Here is a 19,493-nt window from a genome sequence, read left to right as displayed (position 1 = left end):
CCGCTACTCTTTTTCTGATTTATGGTGCCCTTGAATCTTGTTCGAAGGTCCGCTTTTGGCCGTTTGCTGCCCTTCACAACAGGCAGCAAACGGCCAAAAAAAGCCGCTCGCAACCGCCAGTTTGCCTAGTGAAGCAGTCAACCGTCGATCAATCTCGCGGAGCCCGGTTCAGTCGAACTTCCAATGCTCGCGAGAAAGATCCTGGTATCCCGATTGGACCGCAGATGAACCACACGGCAAGCGGATGGCGCAGTTGCCACGAGTTGCTGCATCTTTGCTCGCGCTGATTTTTTCGTCCGCCACATGAATCTAAAAAACTCCGGCAGGTTCGCCAGCAGTTCAGGGCAGTTCTGCGGCAAGTCAGGCCGCGATTGGCCGCGTTGAAGCAGCGTTCTGAGCAGTACGCGTAAGAATCGAAGCGGCGCCGAACGATCAATCCAGATTAAAAGATCTGCACGGGCCATCCGGTTTTCCCAAGTGGCTGAATGGCCACCTTCGAATATCCAGCATTCACGGGCCTCGACCTCGAGACAAAGCCGCGTTTTCTCGTCCCGGTTTCGCTCGATCCACCCTGGCTGCCAGTGGATAGTGTCGATATGAACGACGGGCAAGCCCGTACGCTGACCCAGCTTACGCGCCAAAGTGCTTTTGCCAGACCCAGGTTGACCCACAATCATCACCCGTTGCATCGAAGCTCCTTCTCGCTATGCAAGCTGATTTTTTGGGGGTAACGATGTTACGTCAATGCAAAAAAAGGGGGACAGATTCAAAAAAATAGATCCGTCCCCTGCTGTCCCTAGCCGGTGTCACCCCTTGGTCAGATCAACCAACGGCGTCTGCCGCGCCTCAGTCTCCCGCCCCGCCTGAATCTCGCTCACCTGCTTCAAGGCCTTGTCCACAGCCGCCTTATCCGCCAACAAGCTGTAGCTGATGCGGAACTGCTTGTGTTCCTTCGGCCCAATGGTGGGCACCAGGTTCAGTGGCCGCTGATAACGGCGGTTGTAGGAAAAACTCGTGCCCGGCTCCAGCCCCGTGACATAGCCCTGGCCTTGGGTGTCGGTGTTTTTCCACAGGGAAAATACCGGCAGTGTCTGCGTATTGAAGCCAACCGAAGCGCCGAGGCTGCCAGCCTTGTTATGCAATACGGTCAACGTATCGCCCTTGGCATCGGCATACGGCACCACGTTGTAAACCGTTTCGTCGTAGTCCTTGGTCGGTGCGCGGTAGGTTTGCCAGTCGGCCAATTCGCCCTTGGCCTTGTCGTTGAACGGCGACACCTGTTTTACCGGCGCGGCGAAACGAGCGCCCTGCTCCAGGAACGGCGTGCTGAAGTTACTGTGGTACAGCGCCTGGTATTCCTTCGGATAGTCGCCGTTGTTGGTCAGGGTATCGTTGAGGGCGAACGCTACGCTGCCGGGCTCGGTGACCAGTTCAGTCGCGACAGAGAAATCGACCTTCTTGAACGCCTGCTCTTTCAGTTCGCCACGCAGGGTGATGGCGTACGGGGGTTTTTCATCGATGTGCAGCGTGACTTTATTCGCAGGAATGTTGGCGGCCCGACCGTGCAGGGTCAGCAGTTCGCCATTGTCGACGCCGGGGTGGCCGACCCATTCGTATCCGCAGCGAGCGACCAGCTCGTTGAAACCTTCCAACCAGCCCAGGCCACCGCGACCATTGAGCTCGATGAAGGACGGATTGACCACGTCCTTGACCGGCGAATCCCAGCCCATGCGCACATCGCCGACCGAGGCCTGCAAGACGTTCATGCCGCGAGTTGGTACTACCGAGAGTTTCATCGTGCCGTTATCGATGTCGACGATGCTGACACCCTCCTGCCGACCGCCGTGCAAAGTGCGCAGGGTAACGCTGAAGGGTTTGTCGGTGTGTATGCCGAGCTGCTGGCTGGTGACCTGCCAGTTCTGGGCGGCTTTGTCGGTGTCGAGGAGGACGTAATCCCAGGCCAGGGCGTGGGAGGTGGCGGACAGTGTGCTGAGGGCGAGGAAGAGTTTGAGCGGGGTCATGGCGGTAGCCTTTCTTGGAGTTGTGCGGATTTTATAAACTCGATGAAACGTTTCAGCAAGCTTCAAAAACGACACGACGCGGGGAAATGCCAAGAAAGAATGGTGACGAGTCGGAAAAGTGAGTCGATGCTGTAGCCAGCAAACCAGCCCCCAAAAGGTAAATAACCTTCAGAGAGCCCTCGCGTTACTTGGCGGAGCATTTGCATAAACAAGAAAGTTAGACCAGATCGAGGAAATGCTCATTTTATAAAACCAAAAGGCAGAAACTCGCTTGACTCAAATAGACCCGCCCAAACATCACACTTTAGGCTGCATTATGATATACCAGCCTTGGATGAGCCAGGCATGAAGGACGCCCACTACGACACCTAAGGCCGTTTACCTATAAAAATTAACGGGGAGTTTTCCTGTTGCTCTTTAACGAGTGCTTCTCCTCTTGCAATTTTCACGAAACCCCTTAATGCATCCACAGCAAAAAATCCGAAACAGGGTAGCGTAAACAAAACCAAGAGCAAGTATTTTGGCTCCAGCCCCAACGGCTTAATCATTAAAAGTGGAGAAAAAGCAAGGAAGCACCCTACCATGTAAACGAGTATTGCAAGGGCTTTTCTCCAAACTCTGGAAAAGTGTTTTTTATATTTATACCGAAAATCTATTTTATTACTCGCCTCTACTAGCTCTACATATCTACGCGCCAAAACATAATCCTTGAGCCGTCTTTCGGCGTCAGACAACGAAATCAAATATTTAATTTCCGAAACTTTCATCGACACAGTTCCGGCAATCGCATAGTACCCTCGCTCAACAACAAGATGATGTAGTTTTGGGTTTGCTTCGATGTCTCCCAAGAACTCTTTTGCGAATCGATAATCGTCTTTTAGACGGAGCCTGCCTCCCATAGAAAACTCATAAATTATTTTAGCGATGCCCGCCATCGCAGCCAACGCCAAAATAATTTTTATAAACTGCTCAACGTCCATTACTAAGACTCCCTCCTGTGAATACTTTACAAAGTCGAGCTTATTATCGCCCCTCGTTTATGGGACTCAATAGTGAGTTCATCTTTTGGGAAAAACCCTCCATTCACCTCGCCCTATCGCCGCTCCACCAAAAAATCCACAAATGCCCTCACCCTTGCCGGCATCGCCGCTCCCCCCACAAACACCGCATGAATCGGCTCCACATCCCCCGGGTTAAACGCCTCCAGCAACACCACCAACTCCCCCCTTCTCACCTCCTCCACCACACTAAACGCCCCAATCCGCGCAATCCCCGCCCCCAGCTTCGCCAACTGCGCCAACGCCTCTCCACTATTGCCCTCAATCGTCCCCGTCACTTTCAACGAAAACTCGCGTCCATCCACCCGAAACGGCCAATCCGGCGCCGCCCGGCGGAAGTTGAAGCGCAAGCAGTTGTGCTGGAGTAAATCCTGCGGCGTCACCGGCGTGCCGTGGCGTGCCAGGTAGTCCGGGGAGGCGACGATGACTTGGCCGGTGGCGCCGATGTGGCGGGCGCTCAGGGGGCTGTCGGCGAGCGGGCCGAAGCGGATGGCGACGTCGGCCTGGCCGCCGAGGATGTCCACGACTTCATCGCCGAGCATCAGGTCGACAACGATGGCGGGATAGCGGACGCTGAAGGCGGCAATCAGTGGCACGATGGTCAGGCGGCCGTGTGCCAGGGCGGCGCTGACTCGCAGGCGCCCGCGTGGGGCGCCCTGGTCGGTGATGGCGTCTTCGACTTCGGCCATGTCCGCGAGGATGCGCCGGGCGCCGCGCAGGTAGGCTTCGCCTTCGGCGGTAAAGGTGATAGCGCGGGTGGTGCGCAACAGTAACCGGGTGCCGATGCGCCGTTCGGTGCGGGTGATGATGCGGCTGATGGCCGATGGCGTCAGCCCCAGGGCTCGCGCCGCGCCCGACAGGCTGCCGTGCTCGGCGACCATGGCGAACACTTCCATCTCTCCCGACCGACCGCCTATGTCCATTTGTGCTTCCTGCGCAAAGCTGTAGTTCCCAACCGTGGGCTACTGCTTGAAAAGGCAGGATTGTAGCATTTGACTCACAGATGAGGAGTCACCCATGCGTATCAATCCACCCCTTGTAGCGTTGTCCATCGGTGCCTTTGGCATCGGGGTCACAGAGTTTGCCCCTATGGGCATGTTGCCCGGTATTGCCGCCGATCTTGATGTCTCCATCCCCGCCGCTGGGCTGTTGGTGAGTGCCTATGCCATGGGCGTACTGATTGGCGCGCCGATCATGACCCTCGCCACGGCCAGGGTGCCACGCCGTTATCTGCTGATCGGGCTGATGGCGATTTTCACCTTGGGTAATTTGCTGTCGGCGCTGGCCACCGACTACCAGACCTTGATGATCGCCAGGCTGGTGACGTCGCTCAACCACGGCGCGTTCTTCGGTATTGGCTCGATTGTGGCCGCCAGTGTGGTCGCGCCAGAGAAGCGCGCGGGGGCCGTCGCGGCGATGTTTCTGGGGCTGACCCTGGCGACTATTGGCGGTGTGCCGTTGGCCACCTGGTTTGGCGAAAACTTTGGTTGGCGTACCGCGTTCTGGGGCATCAGTGGGCTCGGTGCGGTGGTGATGGCGGCGCTGTGGTGGGCGTTGCCGAATACGCCCGCGCCAAAAGGTGGCAGCCTGATGGCGGAAATTCGCGTACTGGGTCGCGGGCCGGTGCTGGCCGCGCTGGCGCTGACCGTGGTGGGCTCCAGTGCGATGTTCACGGTGTTCACCTATATCGCGCCGATTCTGCGCGATGTCACCCACGCCTCGACCAACTTCGTCACCGGGATGCTGGTGCTGTTCGGTATCGGGCTGACCCTCGGCAACGTGTGGGGTGGCAAGTCGGCGGACCGTTCGGTGGACCGTACCTTGATCACCTCGCTGGTGGTGTTGATAGCCGTGCTGCTGGCCTTCTCGGTGCTGATGCAATGGCCGCTGCCCGCCGCCTTGTCGATCCTGCTGTGGGGCGCCGCCAGTTTTGCCTTGGTGCCACCGTTGCAGATGCGGGTGATGGAGGCTGCAAAGGATGCGCCTAACCTGGCTTCGGCGATGAACATTGGTGCGTTCAATTTCGGTAATGCGATTGGCGCGGCATTGGGCGGCGCGGTGATCAACGCCGGGCTGGGCTACCCGGCCATTTCCTTGGCGGGCGCGCTGATGGCGGGCTTGGGCTTGCTGATGGTGCTGGGTTTGGGCTGGCGTTCGCGGCGTGCGGGTTTGCGTAATTGCCGGGAAACCGTGGAGGCCTGAGCAGCAAGCTGGAAAGGCCCCGCCAACTACCTTATAACTACGCCCCCTAGTCAAGGAGACGCGTAATGAAAACCATGGTAGTTGGCGCCAGCAAAGGCCTGGGCAAAGCCCTGATCGAGGGTTTGGGCGAGCCTGGGGATACGCTGATCGGCGTGTCCCGCAGCCGTCCCGAACAGCTCGACCACAACCCTGATGTGCAGGTGCAGTGGGTCGAAGCCAACCTGGCCGAACCCGCCAAGGCGGCGCAGGTCATTGAAGCCGCAGTGGCTCAGGGCGGGCTGGATACGCTGATCTACAACCTGGGTATCTGGGAAGAGTTTGCCTTTGACCCGGCGTACAATTTTCTGGGCGACAGTGATGAGCAGCTTGAAGCTATTGTCACCTGCAACATCACCTCTACCCTGCTGCTGATCAAACGCCTGCTGCCGGTGCTACTCAAAAGCGCCAACCCGAGGATCATCCTGACGGGCTCGACCTCCGGCCTGCCGCAAAGTGGCCGGCCGGAGGTGGCGTTCGGCGCTTCCAAATTTGCCCTGCGCGGGATTGCCGATGCCTTGCGTGAAGGCTATCGGCAGCAGCGCCTGGGCGTCACCTGCCTGAACCTCGGTTACCTGAACACCCAAGACCCGTTGAGCACACCGCTCGCAGTCGCGGCGCAGCGCGGTGAAGGCCAGTCGATTCCGGTGCATGACGTGGTGCAGGTGGTGCGCATGACGCTGAGCCTGTCTTCGGCCAGTTTCGTCAAGGACATCACCTTGCCGGCGATTCTGGATGAGCGGTTTTAAACCGAGAAGAACGCCAGGGGCTATCGTCTAGACTCACACGCCTATCAACCTGAGGAGCTTGCGATGACCAACAAAAACACGATCTGCCTCTGGTACAACGGCGATGCCGTGACCAGCAAAGACCCGGCCATCGCCAAGCGTGCGTTTGACGCGATGATGACCATGACCAAGATCGATATTGCTGCCATCGAAGCCGCTATTGCCGGGGACTAATGTGGGAGCGCTCAAGCTTTAGCGAGGCCGCGATGGCGGTGGGTCAGCCACCACAACTGCCAACAGTACCGCCGCCTTCGTAGCCTCGCTGCGGCTCGACAACTCCCACATTTGATCTGCGTCGGCATCCCAATTTGATGCCCGCTCGCTTCACCCATGCGCCAAAAAAAGTCATGCATCGGACCGCCAGGTTGCGACCTGGACAATACCGGCCTATGTTCGAAGCCACGCTGCGCCTTTTGCTGTCCCGCACCCTACGCCCATTCCGTAACCTGGTGACGACATGCCCACACCTTCACGCCCTGCCGTACTTGAACTGATTGGTAACACACCGCTGGTCAAGGTCAGCCGCTTCGATACCGGCCCTTGCACGCTATTTCTCAAGCTTGAATCGCAAAACCCCGGCGGTTCCATCAAGGACCGCATCGGCCTGGCGATGATCGACGCCGCCGAGCGCGACGGCCGCTTGCGCCCTGGCGGTACCATCATTGAAGCCACCGCCGGCAATACCGGCCTGGGCCTGGCGCTGGTGGGCCGGGCCAAGGGCTACCGGGTGGTACTGGTGGTGCCCGACAAGATGTCCACGGAAAAAGTGCTGCACCTCAAGGCCATGGGCGCCGAGGTGCATATCACCCGTTCCGATGTGGGCAAGGGCCATCCAGAGTATTACCAGGACGTCGCCGCACGCTTGGCCAAGGATATTCCGGATTCGTTCTTCGCCGACCAGTTCAACAACCCGGCTAACCCGCTGGCCCACGAGACCAGCACCGCGCCGGAGATCTGGGCGCAGACCCAGCATGATGTCGACGCGATTGTGGTCGGCGTCGGTTCGGCCGGCACCCTCACCGGCCTGACGCGTTTCTTCAAGCGTGTGCAGCCCGAGCTGGCGATGGTATTGGCTGACCCGGTGGGGTCGGTAATGGCCGAGTACAGCCGCAGCGGCAAGCTGGAAACCCCCGGTTCCTGGGCGGTAGAAGGTATCGGCGAGGACTTCATCCCCTCGATTGCCGACCTCTCCAGCGTGCGCCACGCCTACTCCATCAGCGATGAAGAAAGCTTCGACCACGCCCGCCAACTGCTCAAGGCCGAAGGTATTCTCGGCGGCTCGTCCACCGGCACCCTGCTCGCCGCCGCCCTGCGCTATTGCCGGGAGCAAACCGAGCCCAAGCGCGTGGTGACCTTTGTGTGCGACACCGGCACGCGTTACTTGTCGAAGGTCTACAACGACCAGTGGATGAACGACGCCGGCCTGTTGCAGTACAAGCACTACGGCGACTTGCGCGACCTGATCGCCCGCCGCTTCGAAGATGGCCGTGTGATCAGCGTAAGCCCCGACGACACCCTGCTCACCGCCTTCCAGCGCATGCGCCTGGCGGATGTGTCGCAACTGCCGGTGCTGGTAGACGGCCAGCAACTGGTGGGCGTCATCGATGAGTCCGACATCCTCCTGGGCCTGCACCACGACGCCGCGGATTTTTCCATGACCGTCGCCAGCGCCATGACTGACACCTTGCACACCCTGGCCCCCAGCGCCAGCCTGGCTGAACTGCAGGCGGAACTGGATCGCGGCCTGGTCGCCATCATTGCTGACGCCTCAGGCTTCCACGGCCTGATCACCCGCGTCGACCTGCTTAATCACCTACGGAGATCCCTTGCATGAGTCAGCCCGATAAAAGCGCATTTGCCACCCGTGTGATCCACGCCGGGCAGTCACCCGACCCGACCACGGGCGCGCTGATGCCACCGATCTACGCCAACTCCACCTACCTGCAAGACAGCCCCGGCGTACACAAGGGCTTCGACTACGGCCGCTCCCACAACCCCACGCGCTTCGCCCTGGAACGTTGTGTGGCCGACCTTGAAGGCGGCAGCCAGGCCTTTGCGTTTGCCTCGGGGCTGGCGGCGATTTCCACCGTGCTCGAGCTGCTGGATGCTGGCGCGCATATTGTCTCGGGCAATGACTTGTATGGCGGCACGTTCCGGCTGTTCGACAAGGTGCGCCAACGCAGCGCCGGGCACCGCTTCAGCTATGTCGACTTGAGCGACCTGTCGGCCTTTGAAGCATCGTTGCAGGACGACACGCGCATGGTCTGGGTCGAGACCCCGAGCAACCCGCTGCTGAGCCTGACCGACCTGCGCGCCGTCGCACGTATCTGCCGTGCCCGCGGGATTATCTGCGTGGCCGACAACACCTTCGCCAGCCCGTGGATCCAGCGCCCGCTGGAGCTGGGTTTCGACATCGTGGTGCACTCCACCACCAAATACCTCAATGGGCATTCCGATGTGATTGGCGGTATTGCCATCGTCGGCGACAACCCTGACTTGGCCGAGCGCCTGGGCTTCCTGCAAAACTCCATCGGTGCCATTGCCGGGCCGTTTGACGCGTTCCTGACCCTGCGCGGGGTGAAAACCCTGGCGCTGCGCATGGAGCGCCATTGCAGCAATGCCCTGGACCTGGCCACCTGGCTGGAGCAGCAACCGCAGGTATCGCGGGTTCACTACCCCGGCTTGAAATCCCACCCACAGCACGCGCTGGCAAAACAGCAGATGCGCGGGTTTGGCGGGATGATTTCGGTGGACTTGAACAGCGATCTGGCTGGCGCCAGACGCTTCCTGGAAAACGTGAAGATCTTCGCCCTGGCCGAGAGCCTGGGTGGCGTGGAAAGCCTGATCGAACACCCGGCAATCATGACCCATGCGACCATTCCCGCGGCAACACGGGCGCAGTTGGGGATTGGTGATGGGTTGGTGCGATTGTCGGTGGGGGTTGAGGATGTGGAGGATCTGCGCGCAGATTTAGCCCAGGCCTTGGCACACATCTAACGTCAAACATCGATCAACATGTGGGAGGGGGCTTGCTCCCGATAGCAATGTATCAGTCAGCTTATTTACAGCTGACCCACCGCTATCGGGAGCAAGCCCCCTCCCACATTGAATGCGCAATCAGCTCGATATTATGTTGCCGCGCGCCGCATGCAGCTTCTTGTAGCTGTCGATCAAACGCAAATGCCGGTCCAACCCTTCCAGCTTCATGCTGGTCGGCGTCAGCCCGTAAAACCGCACGCTGCCCTCGACCGAGCCAATCACCGCATCCATGCGCTCATTGCCAAACATGCGCCGGAAGTTGGCCTCGTAGTCCGCCAATTCCAGGTCGTCATCCAGCTCCATCTCCAACACCGCATTCATCGCCTGGTAAAACAGGCCGCGCTCAGCGGTGTTGTCGTTGTACTGCAGGAACATCTCCACGCACTCCTTGGCCTCTTCATACTGCTTCAAAGCCAGGAAGATCAGCAGCTTGAGCTCCAGGATGGTCAGTTGGCCCCACGCCGTGTTGTCATCGAACTCGATGCCGATCAGGGTGGTGATATCGGTGTAGTCGTCCAGCTCGCTTTCTATCAGGCGCTCGACCAGCGCCTGCAACTCTTCCTCGTTGAGGCGGTGCAGGTTGAGGATGTCTTCGCGGAAAAACAGCGCCTTGTTGGTGTTGTCCCAGATCAGGTCGTCCACCGGGTAGATTTCCGAGTAGTCCGGCACCAGGATGCGGCAGGCGGTGGCGCCCAGGTGCTCGTACACCGCCATGTAGGACTCTTTGCCCATGCCTTCGAGGATGCCGAACAGCGTCGCGGCTTCCTGGGCGTTGGAGTCTTCACCCTGGCCGGAAAAGTCCCACTCGACGAATTCATAATCGGACTGGGCGCTGAAGAAGCGCCACGAGACCACGCCACTGGAGTCGATAAAGTGCTCGACGAAGTTGTTCGGCTCGGTGACTGCCTGGCCTTCGAAGGTCGGCTGCGGCAGGTCGTTCAAACCTTCGAAGCTGCGGCCTTGCAGCAGCTCGGTGAGGCTGCGTTCCAGCGCCACTTCCAGGCTCGGGTGTGCACCGAACGAAGCGAACACGCCGCCAGTACGCGGGTTCATCAACGTCACGCACATCACCGGGAATTCTCCGCCCAGGGACGCATCCTTGACCAGCACCGGGAAGCCCTGGGCTTCCAGGCCCTGAATACCGGCGAGGATGCCAGGGTATTTGGCCAACACCTCTGCGGGGACGTCCGGCAGGGCGAACTCGCCCTCGATGATTTCGCGCTTCACCGCCCGCTCGAAGATCTCCGACAAGCACTGCACCTGGGCTTCCGCCAAGGTATTGCCGGCGCTCATGCCGTTGCTCAGGTAAAGGTTTTCGATCAGGTTGGAAGGGAAATACACCACTTCACCGTCGGACTGACGCACGAACGGCAGCGAAACGATGCCGCGGGCTTCGTTGCCGGAGTTGGTGTCGAACAGGTGCGAACCGCGCAGCTCGCCATCGCGGTTGTAGATTTTCAGGCAGTAGGCATCGAGGATTTCACTCGGCAACTCATCGTTGCTACCCGGCTGGAACCAGCGCTCATCCGGGTAATGCACGAACGGCGCATTGGCCAACTCTTCGCCCCAGAACTGATCGTTGTAGAAGAAGTTGCAGTTGAGCCGTTCAATGAACTCGCCCAGCGCCGACGCCAGTGCGCCCTCCTTCGTCGCGCCCTTGCCGTTGGTAAAGCACATCGGCGAGTGGGCATCGCGGATATGCAACGACCAGACGTTGGGCACGATATTTCGCCACGAAGCGATTTCGATCTTCATGCCCAGCCTGGCGAGGATGCCAGACATGTTGGCGATGGTCTGCTCCAGCGGCAGGTCCTTGCCCGCGATGTAGGTGCCCGATTCGGACGTCGAGTTGGGCATCAACAACGCCTGGGCATCGGCGTCGAGGTTGTCCACTTCTTCGATCACAAATTCCGGACCGGCCTGCACCACTTTCTTCACGGTGCAACGGTCGATGGAACGCAGGATGCCCTGGCGGTCCTTGTCAGAGATGTCCGCAGGCAGCTCGACCTGGATCTTGAAGATCTGGTTGTAGCGGTTTTCCGGGTCGACGATGTTGTTCTGCGACAGGCGAATATTCTCCGTGGGAATATTGCGCGTCTGGCAGTACAACTTCACAAAGTACGCCGCACACAACGCCGACGAAGCCAGGAAGTAGTCGAATGGCCCCGGTGCCGAACCATCGCCCTTGTAGCGGATGGGCTGGTCGGCAATGACCGTGAAGTCATCGAACTTGGCTTCAAGCCGAAGGTTGTCGAGAAAGTTGACCTTAATTTCCATGCGGGCACACCAGAATAACGAGCTAAACAAATTGGCCGCCATTATGAAGATTTTCGCCGGGAAGTCTCAGGGTTTTGCGTCTGGGCTGCCGATCGGTGCTAACGTCCAATCGACCTCACCTTAAAGACATTACCCCTTGTCCGGCTCTTGCGCCGTGAGCAGGTCATCCAGTGGTTGGACCGCAGCACCGGCATGATCTTCGTGTTATTTGCCGCTCGATTGGCGTTCAGCAAGCGCTGAACACCTATATCCATCTGCGGCGCTCCCACATTTGGATTGCGATATGTCAGTTAGTAACCTGGCGATGGACTATGCAAGGGTGCTCGAGACCGACAAAATTCTGGCCAATCGCTAAACAACGTCGGGGGCGAACACATCCGCCTGCACAAGCATTTCCAGCAGCGCCTGCGGCCATACCGTGTCCGCGGTGGTGCGCAATGACCGCCCGGGGTGGCCCAGTAATTCCTGCCGGCCAACGCGCCGTCTTTATGCTCGAAGCGGAACAGCAGCACCTGCTTTGCTGGGCTTATTACCAGTAGTCGGGCTGCTTTGCGTTCACGCATTGGCTTGGTTCCTTTCTCTATGCGCCGAAGCCATCCAACTCAAAAACGCCCGTAGCCGCGTGGAGACTGCCTCGCACTCAGCACTCGGGTTACGCGCTTCAAACAGGAAGTACGCGATTTGCACGCGCATCGACGGGTACTGCTGAACAAACAGCGCGACGTACTCTTCCAGGGTTTGCGGCCACATTGGCGCATCGTCTGCGCGCAAGGTGTGGGTGGCGCGGATAAGGGCCCGCGATGCTTCACGCTGCAGGCGAAGGCGGGTGTGTTCGGAGCTGGCCTGTTCGATGCGCAAGAGATACGTCGTGAGCGCCTGTTCGAAGTCGCCATTGACCGCCAAGGCGATAGCACGGCTCGGGCGAAACGGTTCGAAGTGCAGTGACAGGTCATCGCCCCACACACAACGGCAATGATGCTTGAGCCAAAAGCCCCAACGGTTTCTATTCTCGGGCGCCAACACCTGTGCGCGATCGCCGATGTCGAAGTCGATCTTGGTGACGTGTGGATGCCGCTGTTCCAACGCGAGGCGGGCCGCCTCCAGCCGTTCAAGCACAGGTGCATCAGGGGGTTCGATCAGTATCAGCGAGAGATCAAGGTCAGAAACCCCGACCTCGGCCTGGCCTCGTGCGACGCTGCCATACAGATAAATCCCGTGCAGGCCGAACGCGGCCTGGGACAGGGTTGCGCAGACATCCGCGAGCAGCGGCTGGAACTCAATTTGTACGGGAGCATCGGCGACGGTGAGGATATAGCCGTCGGCATCGACGCCCGCGGGTTGTAAGACAGTCACGGGCGATGCACCTCAATCACCAGGCCTTCCTCTTCACTCGGCACACAGAAGTGGCGAGTGATCAGGTCGAATTCGGCGTCTGTCGCGGCAAAGTCATGCTCGCCCTGAGCGTTGCGCGCATGCAGGCGGGCACGGCAGGTGGCATCGTCCAGTTCCAGATAATGCAGCCGGTGCGGCACCTTGGCCGCTTGGGCCAGGCCGAGCAACCACTCACGGTTGGCGAGGGTATTGGCCGGGAAATCCAGGACCACATTCACGCCGGATTCCAACAGGTTAACCACCAACGGCCCCAGCACGCTGCGCACCCGCTGGGCACAGCGCAGGTAGTCGGCGATGGCCTGGATCTCACCGGGATACAGACTGGCCAGCCAGTGGTCTTCGCTGAGCACAATGGCCCCGTGCTCGGCGGCCAGGCTCTTGGCGAGTGTGGACTTGCCGGAGGCGATCTTGCCGCACAGCAGATGCAGGGTTGGCATAAAGCGTTTCCTTGTGTCGGGCCAGGCAGGATGAGTCATGCCGCCGCTGACGTAAATACATCCAGTTGAATCCTGGTCTCCAAGCGAGGTCACCTTCAAGGAGACGACAACACAATGGGAGACCGTGATGAACCTTGCAATGACATTCTTCAGCCTGTTTGCCGGTTGGATGGCAATTGTGATGTCGATGCTGTGGGGCGTGCTGCGGGTGCTGCACAGGCATCATGCTTAGCACACCGGACGGCCGCTATTTTGTGGTCAAGGGGCAACTCTGGCGCTGTACCAATCCGGCTTTGGACGAGGCAACCCGGCAGCATTGGGTCAACGCACTGATGGACGCACGCCGGGCGGTCAAGTCGGCCAAAGGCGACGCTGATCCCCAGGCCTTGAAAGCCGCCCGGCAGCAGGTGCAGCATGCCAAGGTCGCATTGGGTGAGCGTGGCCCGGTGTGGTGGCAGGATGGTAGCCCGGATTACAACCGCTGCCAGGTCGGCAACACACCCTATGCGTCGTGGTTCGAAAAACATCTCGACACGACCTCCCAGTGAACTTTCTTACAAATGCCATGCTCCTTTCCTATGCGAAGTCATCGCGCCCTGAGCCCAGGGCGCAGAACGATAAGGAGCCGCCACCCACATGACTACCCTCCCCACTTACCCCGTCGTCAGACCTGGTCCGCTACATGGGACCTTGCTGGCAGGCACCGTGCCGCTGTTTCTCGGGGCCTTGCTCAGTGATATCGCCTACGGCCAGACCTACCAGATCCAATGGGCCAACTTCGCGTCGTGGCTGATCGCCGGGGCGCTGGTGTTCTGTGGTTTTGCACTGTTGTTTGCGCTGGTCAACCTGGTGCGTGCCGAACACAAGGGCGGGCGCCCGGTGGCGTATTTCCTGCTGTTGCTGGGCACCTGGGTGCTCGGGCTGGTCAATGCCTTCCAGCATGCCAAGGACGCCTACGCCATGATGCCCACTGGCATGGTGCTGTCGGCGATTGTCACCGTCCTGGCGATCATCGCGACGTGGATCGGCTTGACCAATCTGCGCTCAGGAGTTGCCCGATGAAAATACTCAACACACTGACCTTGCTCAGCGCAGCCCTCGTGCTGAGTGCCTGCGGTGGCGAAGGCGACAAGACCCAGGCTCGCGGCCCCGATCCCAAACTGCCCGAACAACAAAGCAGCCTGCTGCCGAGCATGAAGATTGCCGAGCCCACGCCTTGGGGTGAGCAAAAGCCCAAGGTGCCCGAAGGCTACAGCGTCACCGCCATCGCCACCGACCTGGCGATCCCGCGCCAGACCCTGGTGCTGCCCAACGGCGATATCCTCGTGGCCGAAGGCCGTGGCGGCAGTGCCGCCAAGCTCAAGCCCAAGGACGTGATTGCCAGCGTGATCAAGGCCCAGGGCAATACCAAGGTCAAAGGCGGCAACCGCATTACCCTGCTGCGCGATGCCGACGGTGACGGCACCTATGAACTGAAGACGGTATTCGCCGACAACCTCAACGCCCCCTACGGCCTGGCATACGCCGACGGCAAACTGTATGTGGCCAACCAGGACGCGCTGGTGCGCTTCGACTACGCCGACGGCCAGACCAAGGCCAGCGCCCCGCCCGTCAAAGTCACCGACTTGCCGGCGCAGATCAACCACCACTGGACCAAGTCATTGGCCGTGAGTGACGACGGCCGCCAGCTGTACGTGGGCATCGGCTCCAACAGCAACATCACTGAACGCGGCATGGAAGTGGAGATCGACCGCGCCATGGTCTGGCAGATCGACGCGGCCACCGGTGCGCACAAACCCTACGCCACCGGCCTGCGCAACCCTACCGCGCTGACCCTCCAACCGGGCACCGGGCAACTGTGGACGGTGGTCAACGAACGCGATGAGCTCGGCCCCGACCTGGTGCCGGACTACCTGACGTCGGTGCGCGAAGGTGCCTTCTACGGTTGGCCCTACAGCTACTGGGGCCAGAACGTCGACCCACGCGCACAACCGCAGAACTCGGCCAAGGTGGCCTCGGCGATCAAGCCGGATTACAGCCTGGGTTCCCATGTGGCTGCACTGGGCGTGGATTTCTCCATTCCCGCCATGGGGGCAAAATTCGCCGATGGCGTGTTTGTCGGCGAACACGGCAGCTGGAACCGCGACAACCCGGTGGGCTACAAGGTGATCTTCGTACCGTTCAGCAACGGCAAGCCGTCAGGCGAACCCATCGACTTCGCCACCGGCTTTCGTGGCGATGATGGCAAGACCCGTGGGCGCCCGGTGGGCGTGACGGTGGATCCGAAAGGCGCACTGATCATTGCCGACGACCTCGCCAATACCATTTGGCGAGTCACCCGTAACCACTAACCGGGTATGACAGGGGCGGCGACGCCCCTGTCAGCCGTCACTGTGCAATTGCGCTACAAGCCAGGCCATTCGCTGGGGCCTATCCACGACACGTTTGTGTGCGCCTGTCTTAAGGGCCCCGCCTTCGATACCTGAAGCGCCAGCTACAGGTCGGTGATTTCCTTATGTCGCGGCACCAATGCCTTCATCACGCTCCAGGCCACCAGGTAAGCCAGGGCGCAGATGGCAAACATGATCATGTAGCCGGTGTGGATGTCATTGATCGACTTGTAGTAGTCGAACACCCAACCGCCGATCTTGGTCATGACTACCCCGCCCAGCCCGCCGGCCATGCCACCAATGCCGACTACCGAAGCCACGGTTTTCTGCGGGAACATGTCGGACACGGTGGTGAAAATATTGCACGACCACGCCTGGTGCGCCGAAGCGCCCACACCGATCAGCAGCACTGGTACCCAGAAGCTGAGATAGCCCAACGGCTGCGCCAGCAACACCACCAGCGGGAACAGCGCAATCACCAGCATGGCTTTCATGCGCCCGTCATAGGGTGCATCGCCGCGGGCCATGAAGTAGCTGGGAAACCAGCCGCCGCCAATGCTGCCGACCATGGTCATGCTGTACAGCACCGCCAGCGGCATCACGATATCGGCGCCTTTCATGCCGTACTGAGCGGACAGGTAGGTGGGCAGCCAGAACAGGAAAAACCACCACACGCCATCGGTCATGAACTTGCCAAAGGCGAACGCCCAGGTCTGGCGGTAGGTCAGCAGCTTGAACCAGGAGACTTTCTTCGTGGCAGTGCCCGCAGGCGCTGGGGTGAAAGGTTGTACCGTCTGATCGCTGCGGATGTAGGCCAGTTCTTCGGCCGACAGGCGTTTTTGCTGTTCCGGTTTTTCGTACACGGCAGCCCAGACCGCGACCCACACGAAACCCAACATGCCGATGACCATAAAGGCCGCCTCCCAGCCCCACAGGCCGGCAATCAGTGGCACGCAGATCGGCGCCAGGATCGCGCCAACGTTGGCCCCGGAGTTGAAGATGCCAGTGGCCAGTGAGCGTTCTTTCTTGGGGAAGTACTCGGCAGTGGCCTTGATCGCAATGGGGAAGTTACCCGCTTCACCAATCGCCAAGACCGCCCGTGACAGCATGAAACCGGCAATCGACACCGGGATCACCGCCAGGCCAATTGCCCCGCTGATCGCCGCGATGCCCTCGCCCATCGGCACCGAAAAGGCATGCATGATCGCACCGGTAGACCAGATACAAATCGCCACCACATACGCGGCCTTGGTACCGATCTTGTCGACGAACCGCCCGGCAAACAGCATGGAAATGGCGTAGACGAACTGGAACACCGCTGCGATGTTGGCGTAATCGGTGTTGCTCCAGCCAAATTGTGTCGAGAGTTGCGGCGCCAGCAGGCTCAGCACCTGACGGTCGAGGTAGTTGACCGTAGTCGCGAAAAACAGCATCGCGCAGATCGTCCAGCGATAGCTGCCGACCGCCTGGCCGACACGATGGGCACTGATGGGCTCGTTCAAATTCATGGCATCACTTTTTATTTTTGTTAGATAGGACACATGTAACGTCATATGTCGTCGTACAACTTTGGCTTTTATATCGAGACACCCACACAGTGTCAATCGGAAAGAGTGCCGTTTATCGAGGAGTTACGCGGGTGTGAAAAAACGTTAGTTCCGTGCAGTTGTAGGATGACAAACCCGCAGTACCAGGCTGGGCGCTTGCCCGGGTACGTCGTCCAGCACGCCGAAGGGTTGCATGCCGAGCTTTTCCAGCACGCGGATCGACGCGGCATGATCGGGTCGTACCAAGCCGAAGACCTCCGGTAAACCGAGGGTTTCAAACGCCAGCACCAATGCATCGCGGCCCACCTCGGTCGCGTAGCCCTGCCCCCACGCTTGCACGGCGAAGCGGTAGCCGAGGTTGATACGCCGCTGTGTCAGGTAGTTGAGGGGCGCGATCCCGCCAAAACCGATGTTGTACTCCGGTGCCTCTCGCCGGGCATTCGCCCACCAGCCGTAGTCATGTGCGAACCCAGTTTAAACAACACCGACGATCCCTGTGGGAGCCGTCGAGCTTTAGCGAGGCCGCGAAGGCGGTGGGTCAGGCAACATAAATGCCAGCAGTGCCGCCGCCTTCGTAGCCTTGCCAAGGCTCGACAACTCCCACATTTGAACTGTATCGCCAGTGCAATCCCAGGTACCCGGAGCCGAGCATTTCTACCCGCTGCGAGAAAAAATCCACAGAGGGGTGAATTATTTCGTGTCCACTTGTATCTGAACTGACAGAGTGGTGCCATCGCCGCGATGGCACCTCCCCTGTTCAGCTTTAGAGTGACCCGCATGATATTACGTAAGAAACGTGTCAAACCTATCGGTTTGAAAGACATCACCATCGTCGACGATGCCAAGGTGCGCAAGGCGATCACCGCCGCCGCGCTGGGTAACGCCATGGAATGGTTCGACTTCGGCGTCTACGGGTTTGTCGCCTATGTACTCGGCAAAGTGTTCTTCCCGGACGCCTCCCCCAGCGTACAAATGATTGCTGCGCTGGGCACCTTCTCGGTGCCCTTCCTGATTCGCCCACTGGGCGGCCTGTTCTTCGGCGCTTTGGGCGATAAGTACGGGCGACAGAAAGTCCTCGCCGCCACCATTGTGATCATGTCCCTGAGCACGTTCGCTATCGGCCTGATCCCCGGCTATGCCTCCATTGGTATCTGGGCACCGATCCTGTTGCTGCTGTGCAAAATGGCCCAAGGTTTCTCGGTAGGCGGGGAATACACCGGCGCGTCCATCTTCGTCGCCGAATACGCCCCGGACCGCAAACGCGGATTCCTCGGCAGTTGGCTGGACTTCGGTTCCATCGCCGGTTTCGTCCTCGGCGCCGGTGTGGTGGTGTTGATTTCCACTGTGCTTGGCGAGGCGGAGTTCGAAGCCTGGGGCTGGCGCCTGCCGTTCTTCCTTGCCCTGCCGCTGGGCATCATCGGGCTCTACCTGCGCCACGCGCTGGAAGAAACCCCGGCGTTCCAGCAGCACATGGACAAGATGGAACAGGGTGACCGCCAGGGCCTGACTCACGGCCCGAAAGTGTCGTTCAAGGAAGTTGCCACCCAGCACTGGCGCAGCCTGTTGACCTGCATCGGTATCGTCGCAGCCACCAACGTGACGTACTACATGCTGCTGACGTACATGCCCAGCTACCTGTCGCATAACCTGCATTACAAAGAAAACAGCGGCGTGCTGATCATCATCGCGATCATGGTCGGCATGTTGTTCGTGCAGCCGTTCATTGGCTTTATCAGCGACAAGATCGGCCGCAAGCCGTTCATCATCGCCGGCAGCATCGGCCTGTTGTTCCTGTCGATACCGGCCTTCATGCTGATCACCAGCGGCAAGATCGGGCTGATCTTCAGCGGCCTGTTGATCCTGGCCATCGTGCTGAACTTCTTTATCGGTGTGATGGCTTCCACACTGCCGGCCATGTTCCCCACGCACTTGCGTTACAGCGCGTTGGCCAGTGCGTTCAACGTCTCGGTATTGATCGCCGGCCTTACCCCTACCGCCGTGGCCTGGCTAGTGGAAAGCACCAACGACCTGTACATGCCCGCCTACTACCTGATGGTGTTTGCCGTGGTTGGCCTGGTCACCGGCCTGACCATGAAGGAAACCGCCAACAAGCCCCTGCGCGGCGCGGCGCCGGCAGCGTCGGACATGGAAGAGGCCAAGGAGATCCTGCAAGAGCACCACGATAATATCGAGCAGAAGATCGAAGACATCGACGCCCAGATTGCCGAACTGGAAGCCAAGCGCCAGAACCTGGTGCAGCAGCACCCTCGGATTAACTAATACTTGGCTCGGCGTGGCGGCCTGGC

Annotated in this window: 16 protein-coding genes and 4 pseudogenes; 10 read left to right on the top strand and 10 right to left on the bottom strand. The window is 59.7% G+C overall.

The window, feature by feature from the left end; translation table 11 throughout:
- Positions 1-137: 137 nt before the first annotated feature.
- From JFT66_RS17505 to JFT66_RS17490, 4 genes are all read right to left on the bottom strand, one after another.
- Entirely contained in the window at positions 138-689 is a 552-nt protein-coding gene (locus JFT66_RS17505; RefSeq protein ID WP_198859746.1) for an AAA family ATPase, read from the bottom strand.
- Positions 690-806: 117 nt separating this feature from the next.
- Positions 807-2,021, bottom strand: a complete 1,215-nt coding sequence (locus tag JFT66_RS17500; RefSeq protein WP_153839606.1) for an aldose 1-epimerase family protein — start codon at positions 2,019-2,021, stop codon at positions 807-809.
- Between the two features lie 368 nt (positions 2,022-2,389).
- Positions 2,390-3,001, bottom strand: a complete 612-nt coding sequence (locus JFT66_RS17495) for a hypothetical protein (protein ID WP_153839605.1) — start codon at positions 2,999-3,001, stop codon at positions 2,390-2,392.
- Between the two features lie 113 nt (positions 3,002-3,114).
- Positions 3,115-4,002 (bottom strand): LysR family transcriptional regulator, encoded by an 888-nt coding sequence (locus JFT66_RS17490; protein ID WP_198859745.1) that lies wholly within the window; start codon positions 4,000-4,002, stop codon positions 3,115-3,117.
- A 94-nt stretch (positions 4,003-4,096) separates the two neighbouring features.
- Between JFT66_RS17490 and JFT66_RS17485 the strand changes: the two genes are divergently transcribed.
- From JFT66_RS17485 to JFT66_RS17465, 5 genes and pseudogenes are all read left to right on the top strand, one after another.
- Positions 4,097-5,281 (top strand): MFS transporter, encoded by a 1,185-nt coding sequence (locus JFT66_RS17485; RefSeq protein ID WP_153839603.1) that lies wholly within the window; start codon positions 4,097-4,099, stop codon positions 5,279-5,281.
- Between the two features lie 65 nt (positions 5,282-5,346).
- On the top strand, positions 5,347-6,066 hold the full coding sequence (locus JFT66_RS17480; protein ID WP_198859744.1) for an SDR family NAD(P)-dependent oxidoreductase: 720 nt from the start codon (positions 5,347-5,349) through the stop codon (positions 6,064-6,066).
- Positions 6,067-6,168: 102 nt separating this feature from the next.
- A pseudogene (locus JFT66_RS17475) lies at positions 6,169-6,279 on the top strand (VOC family protein); the annotation flags it as partial.
- A gap of 283 nt (positions 6,280-6,562) precedes the next feature.
- The gene (locus JFT66_RS17470) at positions 6,563-7,939 is read left to right on the top strand and encodes a pyridoxal-phosphate dependent enzyme (RefSeq protein ID WP_153839601.1); all 1,377 of its coding nucleotides are present in this window, start codon (positions 6,563-6,565) and stop codon (positions 7,937-7,939) included.
- A complete protein-coding gene (locus tag JFT66_RS17465; RefSeq protein ID WP_153839600.1) occupies positions 7,936-9,102 on the top strand; it encodes a cystathionine gamma-synthase in 1,167 nt (388 codons plus the stop codon). Before JFT66_RS17470 ends, JFT66_RS17465 begins: the two co-directional genes overlap by 4 nt.
- 120 nt (positions 9,103-9,222) lie before the next feature.
- Here the strand turns inward: JFT66_RS17465 and JFT66_RS17460 are convergent, their stop codons facing one another.
- Positions 9,223-11,421, bottom strand: coding sequence for an OsmC domain/YcaO domain-containing protein (locus JFT66_RS17460; RefSeq protein WP_153839599.1), 2,199 nt, complete (start codon positions 11,419-11,421; stop codon positions 9,223-9,225).
- A 126-nt stretch (positions 11,422-11,547) separates the two neighbouring features.
- Here JFT66_RS17460 and JFT66_RS17455 point away from each other — a divergent pair.
- Positions 11,548-11,661 (top strand): annotated as a pseudogene (locus JFT66_RS17455) (LysE family translocator); the annotation flags it as partial.
- A 200-nt stretch (positions 11,662-11,861) separates the two neighbouring features.
- Here JFT66_RS17455 and JFT66_RS29825 read toward each other — a convergent pair.
- The 3 genes and pseudogenes from JFT66_RS29825 to JFT66_RS17445 all read right to left on the bottom strand — a co-directional run.
- A pseudogene (locus JFT66_RS29825) lies at positions 11,862-11,984 on the bottom strand (DNA mismatch repair protein MutT); the annotation flags it as partial.
- Positions 11,977-12,774, bottom strand: a complete 798-nt coding sequence (locus JFT66_RS17450; RefSeq protein WP_198859743.1) for a nucleotidyltransferase domain-containing protein — start codon at positions 12,772-12,774, stop codon at positions 11,977-11,979. The gene JFT66_RS17450 and the pseudogene JFT66_RS29825, both read right to left, overlap by 8 nt.
- On the bottom strand, positions 12,771-13,250 hold the full coding sequence (locus tag JFT66_RS17445; RefSeq protein WP_034119846.1) for an AAA family ATPase: 480 nt from the start codon (positions 13,248-13,250) through the stop codon (positions 12,771-12,773). The genes JFT66_RS17450 and JFT66_RS17445 overlap by 4 nt, the downstream gene beginning before the upstream one ends.
- A gap of 224 nt (positions 13,251-13,474) precedes the next feature.
- Here JFT66_RS17445 and JFT66_RS17440 point away from each other — a divergent pair, with 224 nt between their 5' ends.
- From JFT66_RS17440 to JFT66_RS17430, 3 genes are all read left to right on the top strand, one after another.
- Positions 13,475-13,798 (top strand): hypothetical protein, encoded by a 324-nt coding sequence (locus tag JFT66_RS17440; RefSeq protein ID WP_153839597.1) that lies wholly within the window; start codon positions 13,475-13,477, stop codon positions 13,796-13,798.
- Positions 13,799-13,886: 88 nt separating this feature from the next.
- Positions 13,887-14,312, top strand: coding sequence for a DUF2231 domain-containing protein (locus JFT66_RS17435; protein ID WP_153839596.1), 426 nt, complete (start codon positions 13,887-13,889; stop codon positions 14,310-14,312).
- Positions 14,309-15,601: a PQQ-dependent sugar dehydrogenase gene (locus JFT66_RS17430; protein WP_198859742.1), complete on the top strand. Its 1,293-nt coding sequence runs from the start codon at positions 14,309-14,311 to the stop codon at positions 15,599-15,601. The genes JFT66_RS17435 and JFT66_RS17430 overlap by 4 nt, the downstream gene beginning before the upstream one ends.
- 143 nt (positions 15,602-15,744) lie before the next feature.
- On the opposite strand, the gene JFT66_RS17425 is transcribed toward JFT66_RS17430, so the two are convergent.
- Positions 15,745-17,148, bottom strand: a complete 1,404-nt coding sequence (locus JFT66_RS17425; RefSeq protein ID WP_153871848.1) for an MFS transporter — start codon at positions 17,146-17,148, stop codon at positions 15,745-15,747.
- 144 nt (positions 17,149-17,292) lie between these two features.
- A pseudogene (locus JFT66_RS17420) lies at positions 17,293-17,643 on the bottom strand (GNAT family N-acetyltransferase); the annotation flags it as partial.
- Between the two features lie 321 nt (positions 17,644-17,964).
- Between JFT66_RS17420 and proP the strand changes: the two are divergent.
- Positions 17,965-19,467 (top strand): glycine betaine/L-proline transporter ProP, encoded by a 1,503-nt coding sequence (proP, locus tag JFT66_RS17415; protein ID WP_034119852.1) that lies wholly within the window; start codon positions 17,965-17,967, stop codon positions 19,465-19,467.
- The last annotated feature ends 26 nt before the right edge of the window (positions 19,468-19,493 follow it).

The sequence above is a fragment of the Pseudomonas sp. MF6755 genome (genome assembly GCF_016405635.1).
Classification (GTDB): Bacteria; Pseudomonadota; Gammaproteobacteria; order Pseudomonadales; family Pseudomonadaceae; genus Aquipseudomonas; species Aquipseudomonas haemolytica.
The sequence above is the reverse complement of the archived record's forward strand: the minus strand, read 5'-3'. Positions and strand labels throughout refer to the sequence as shown.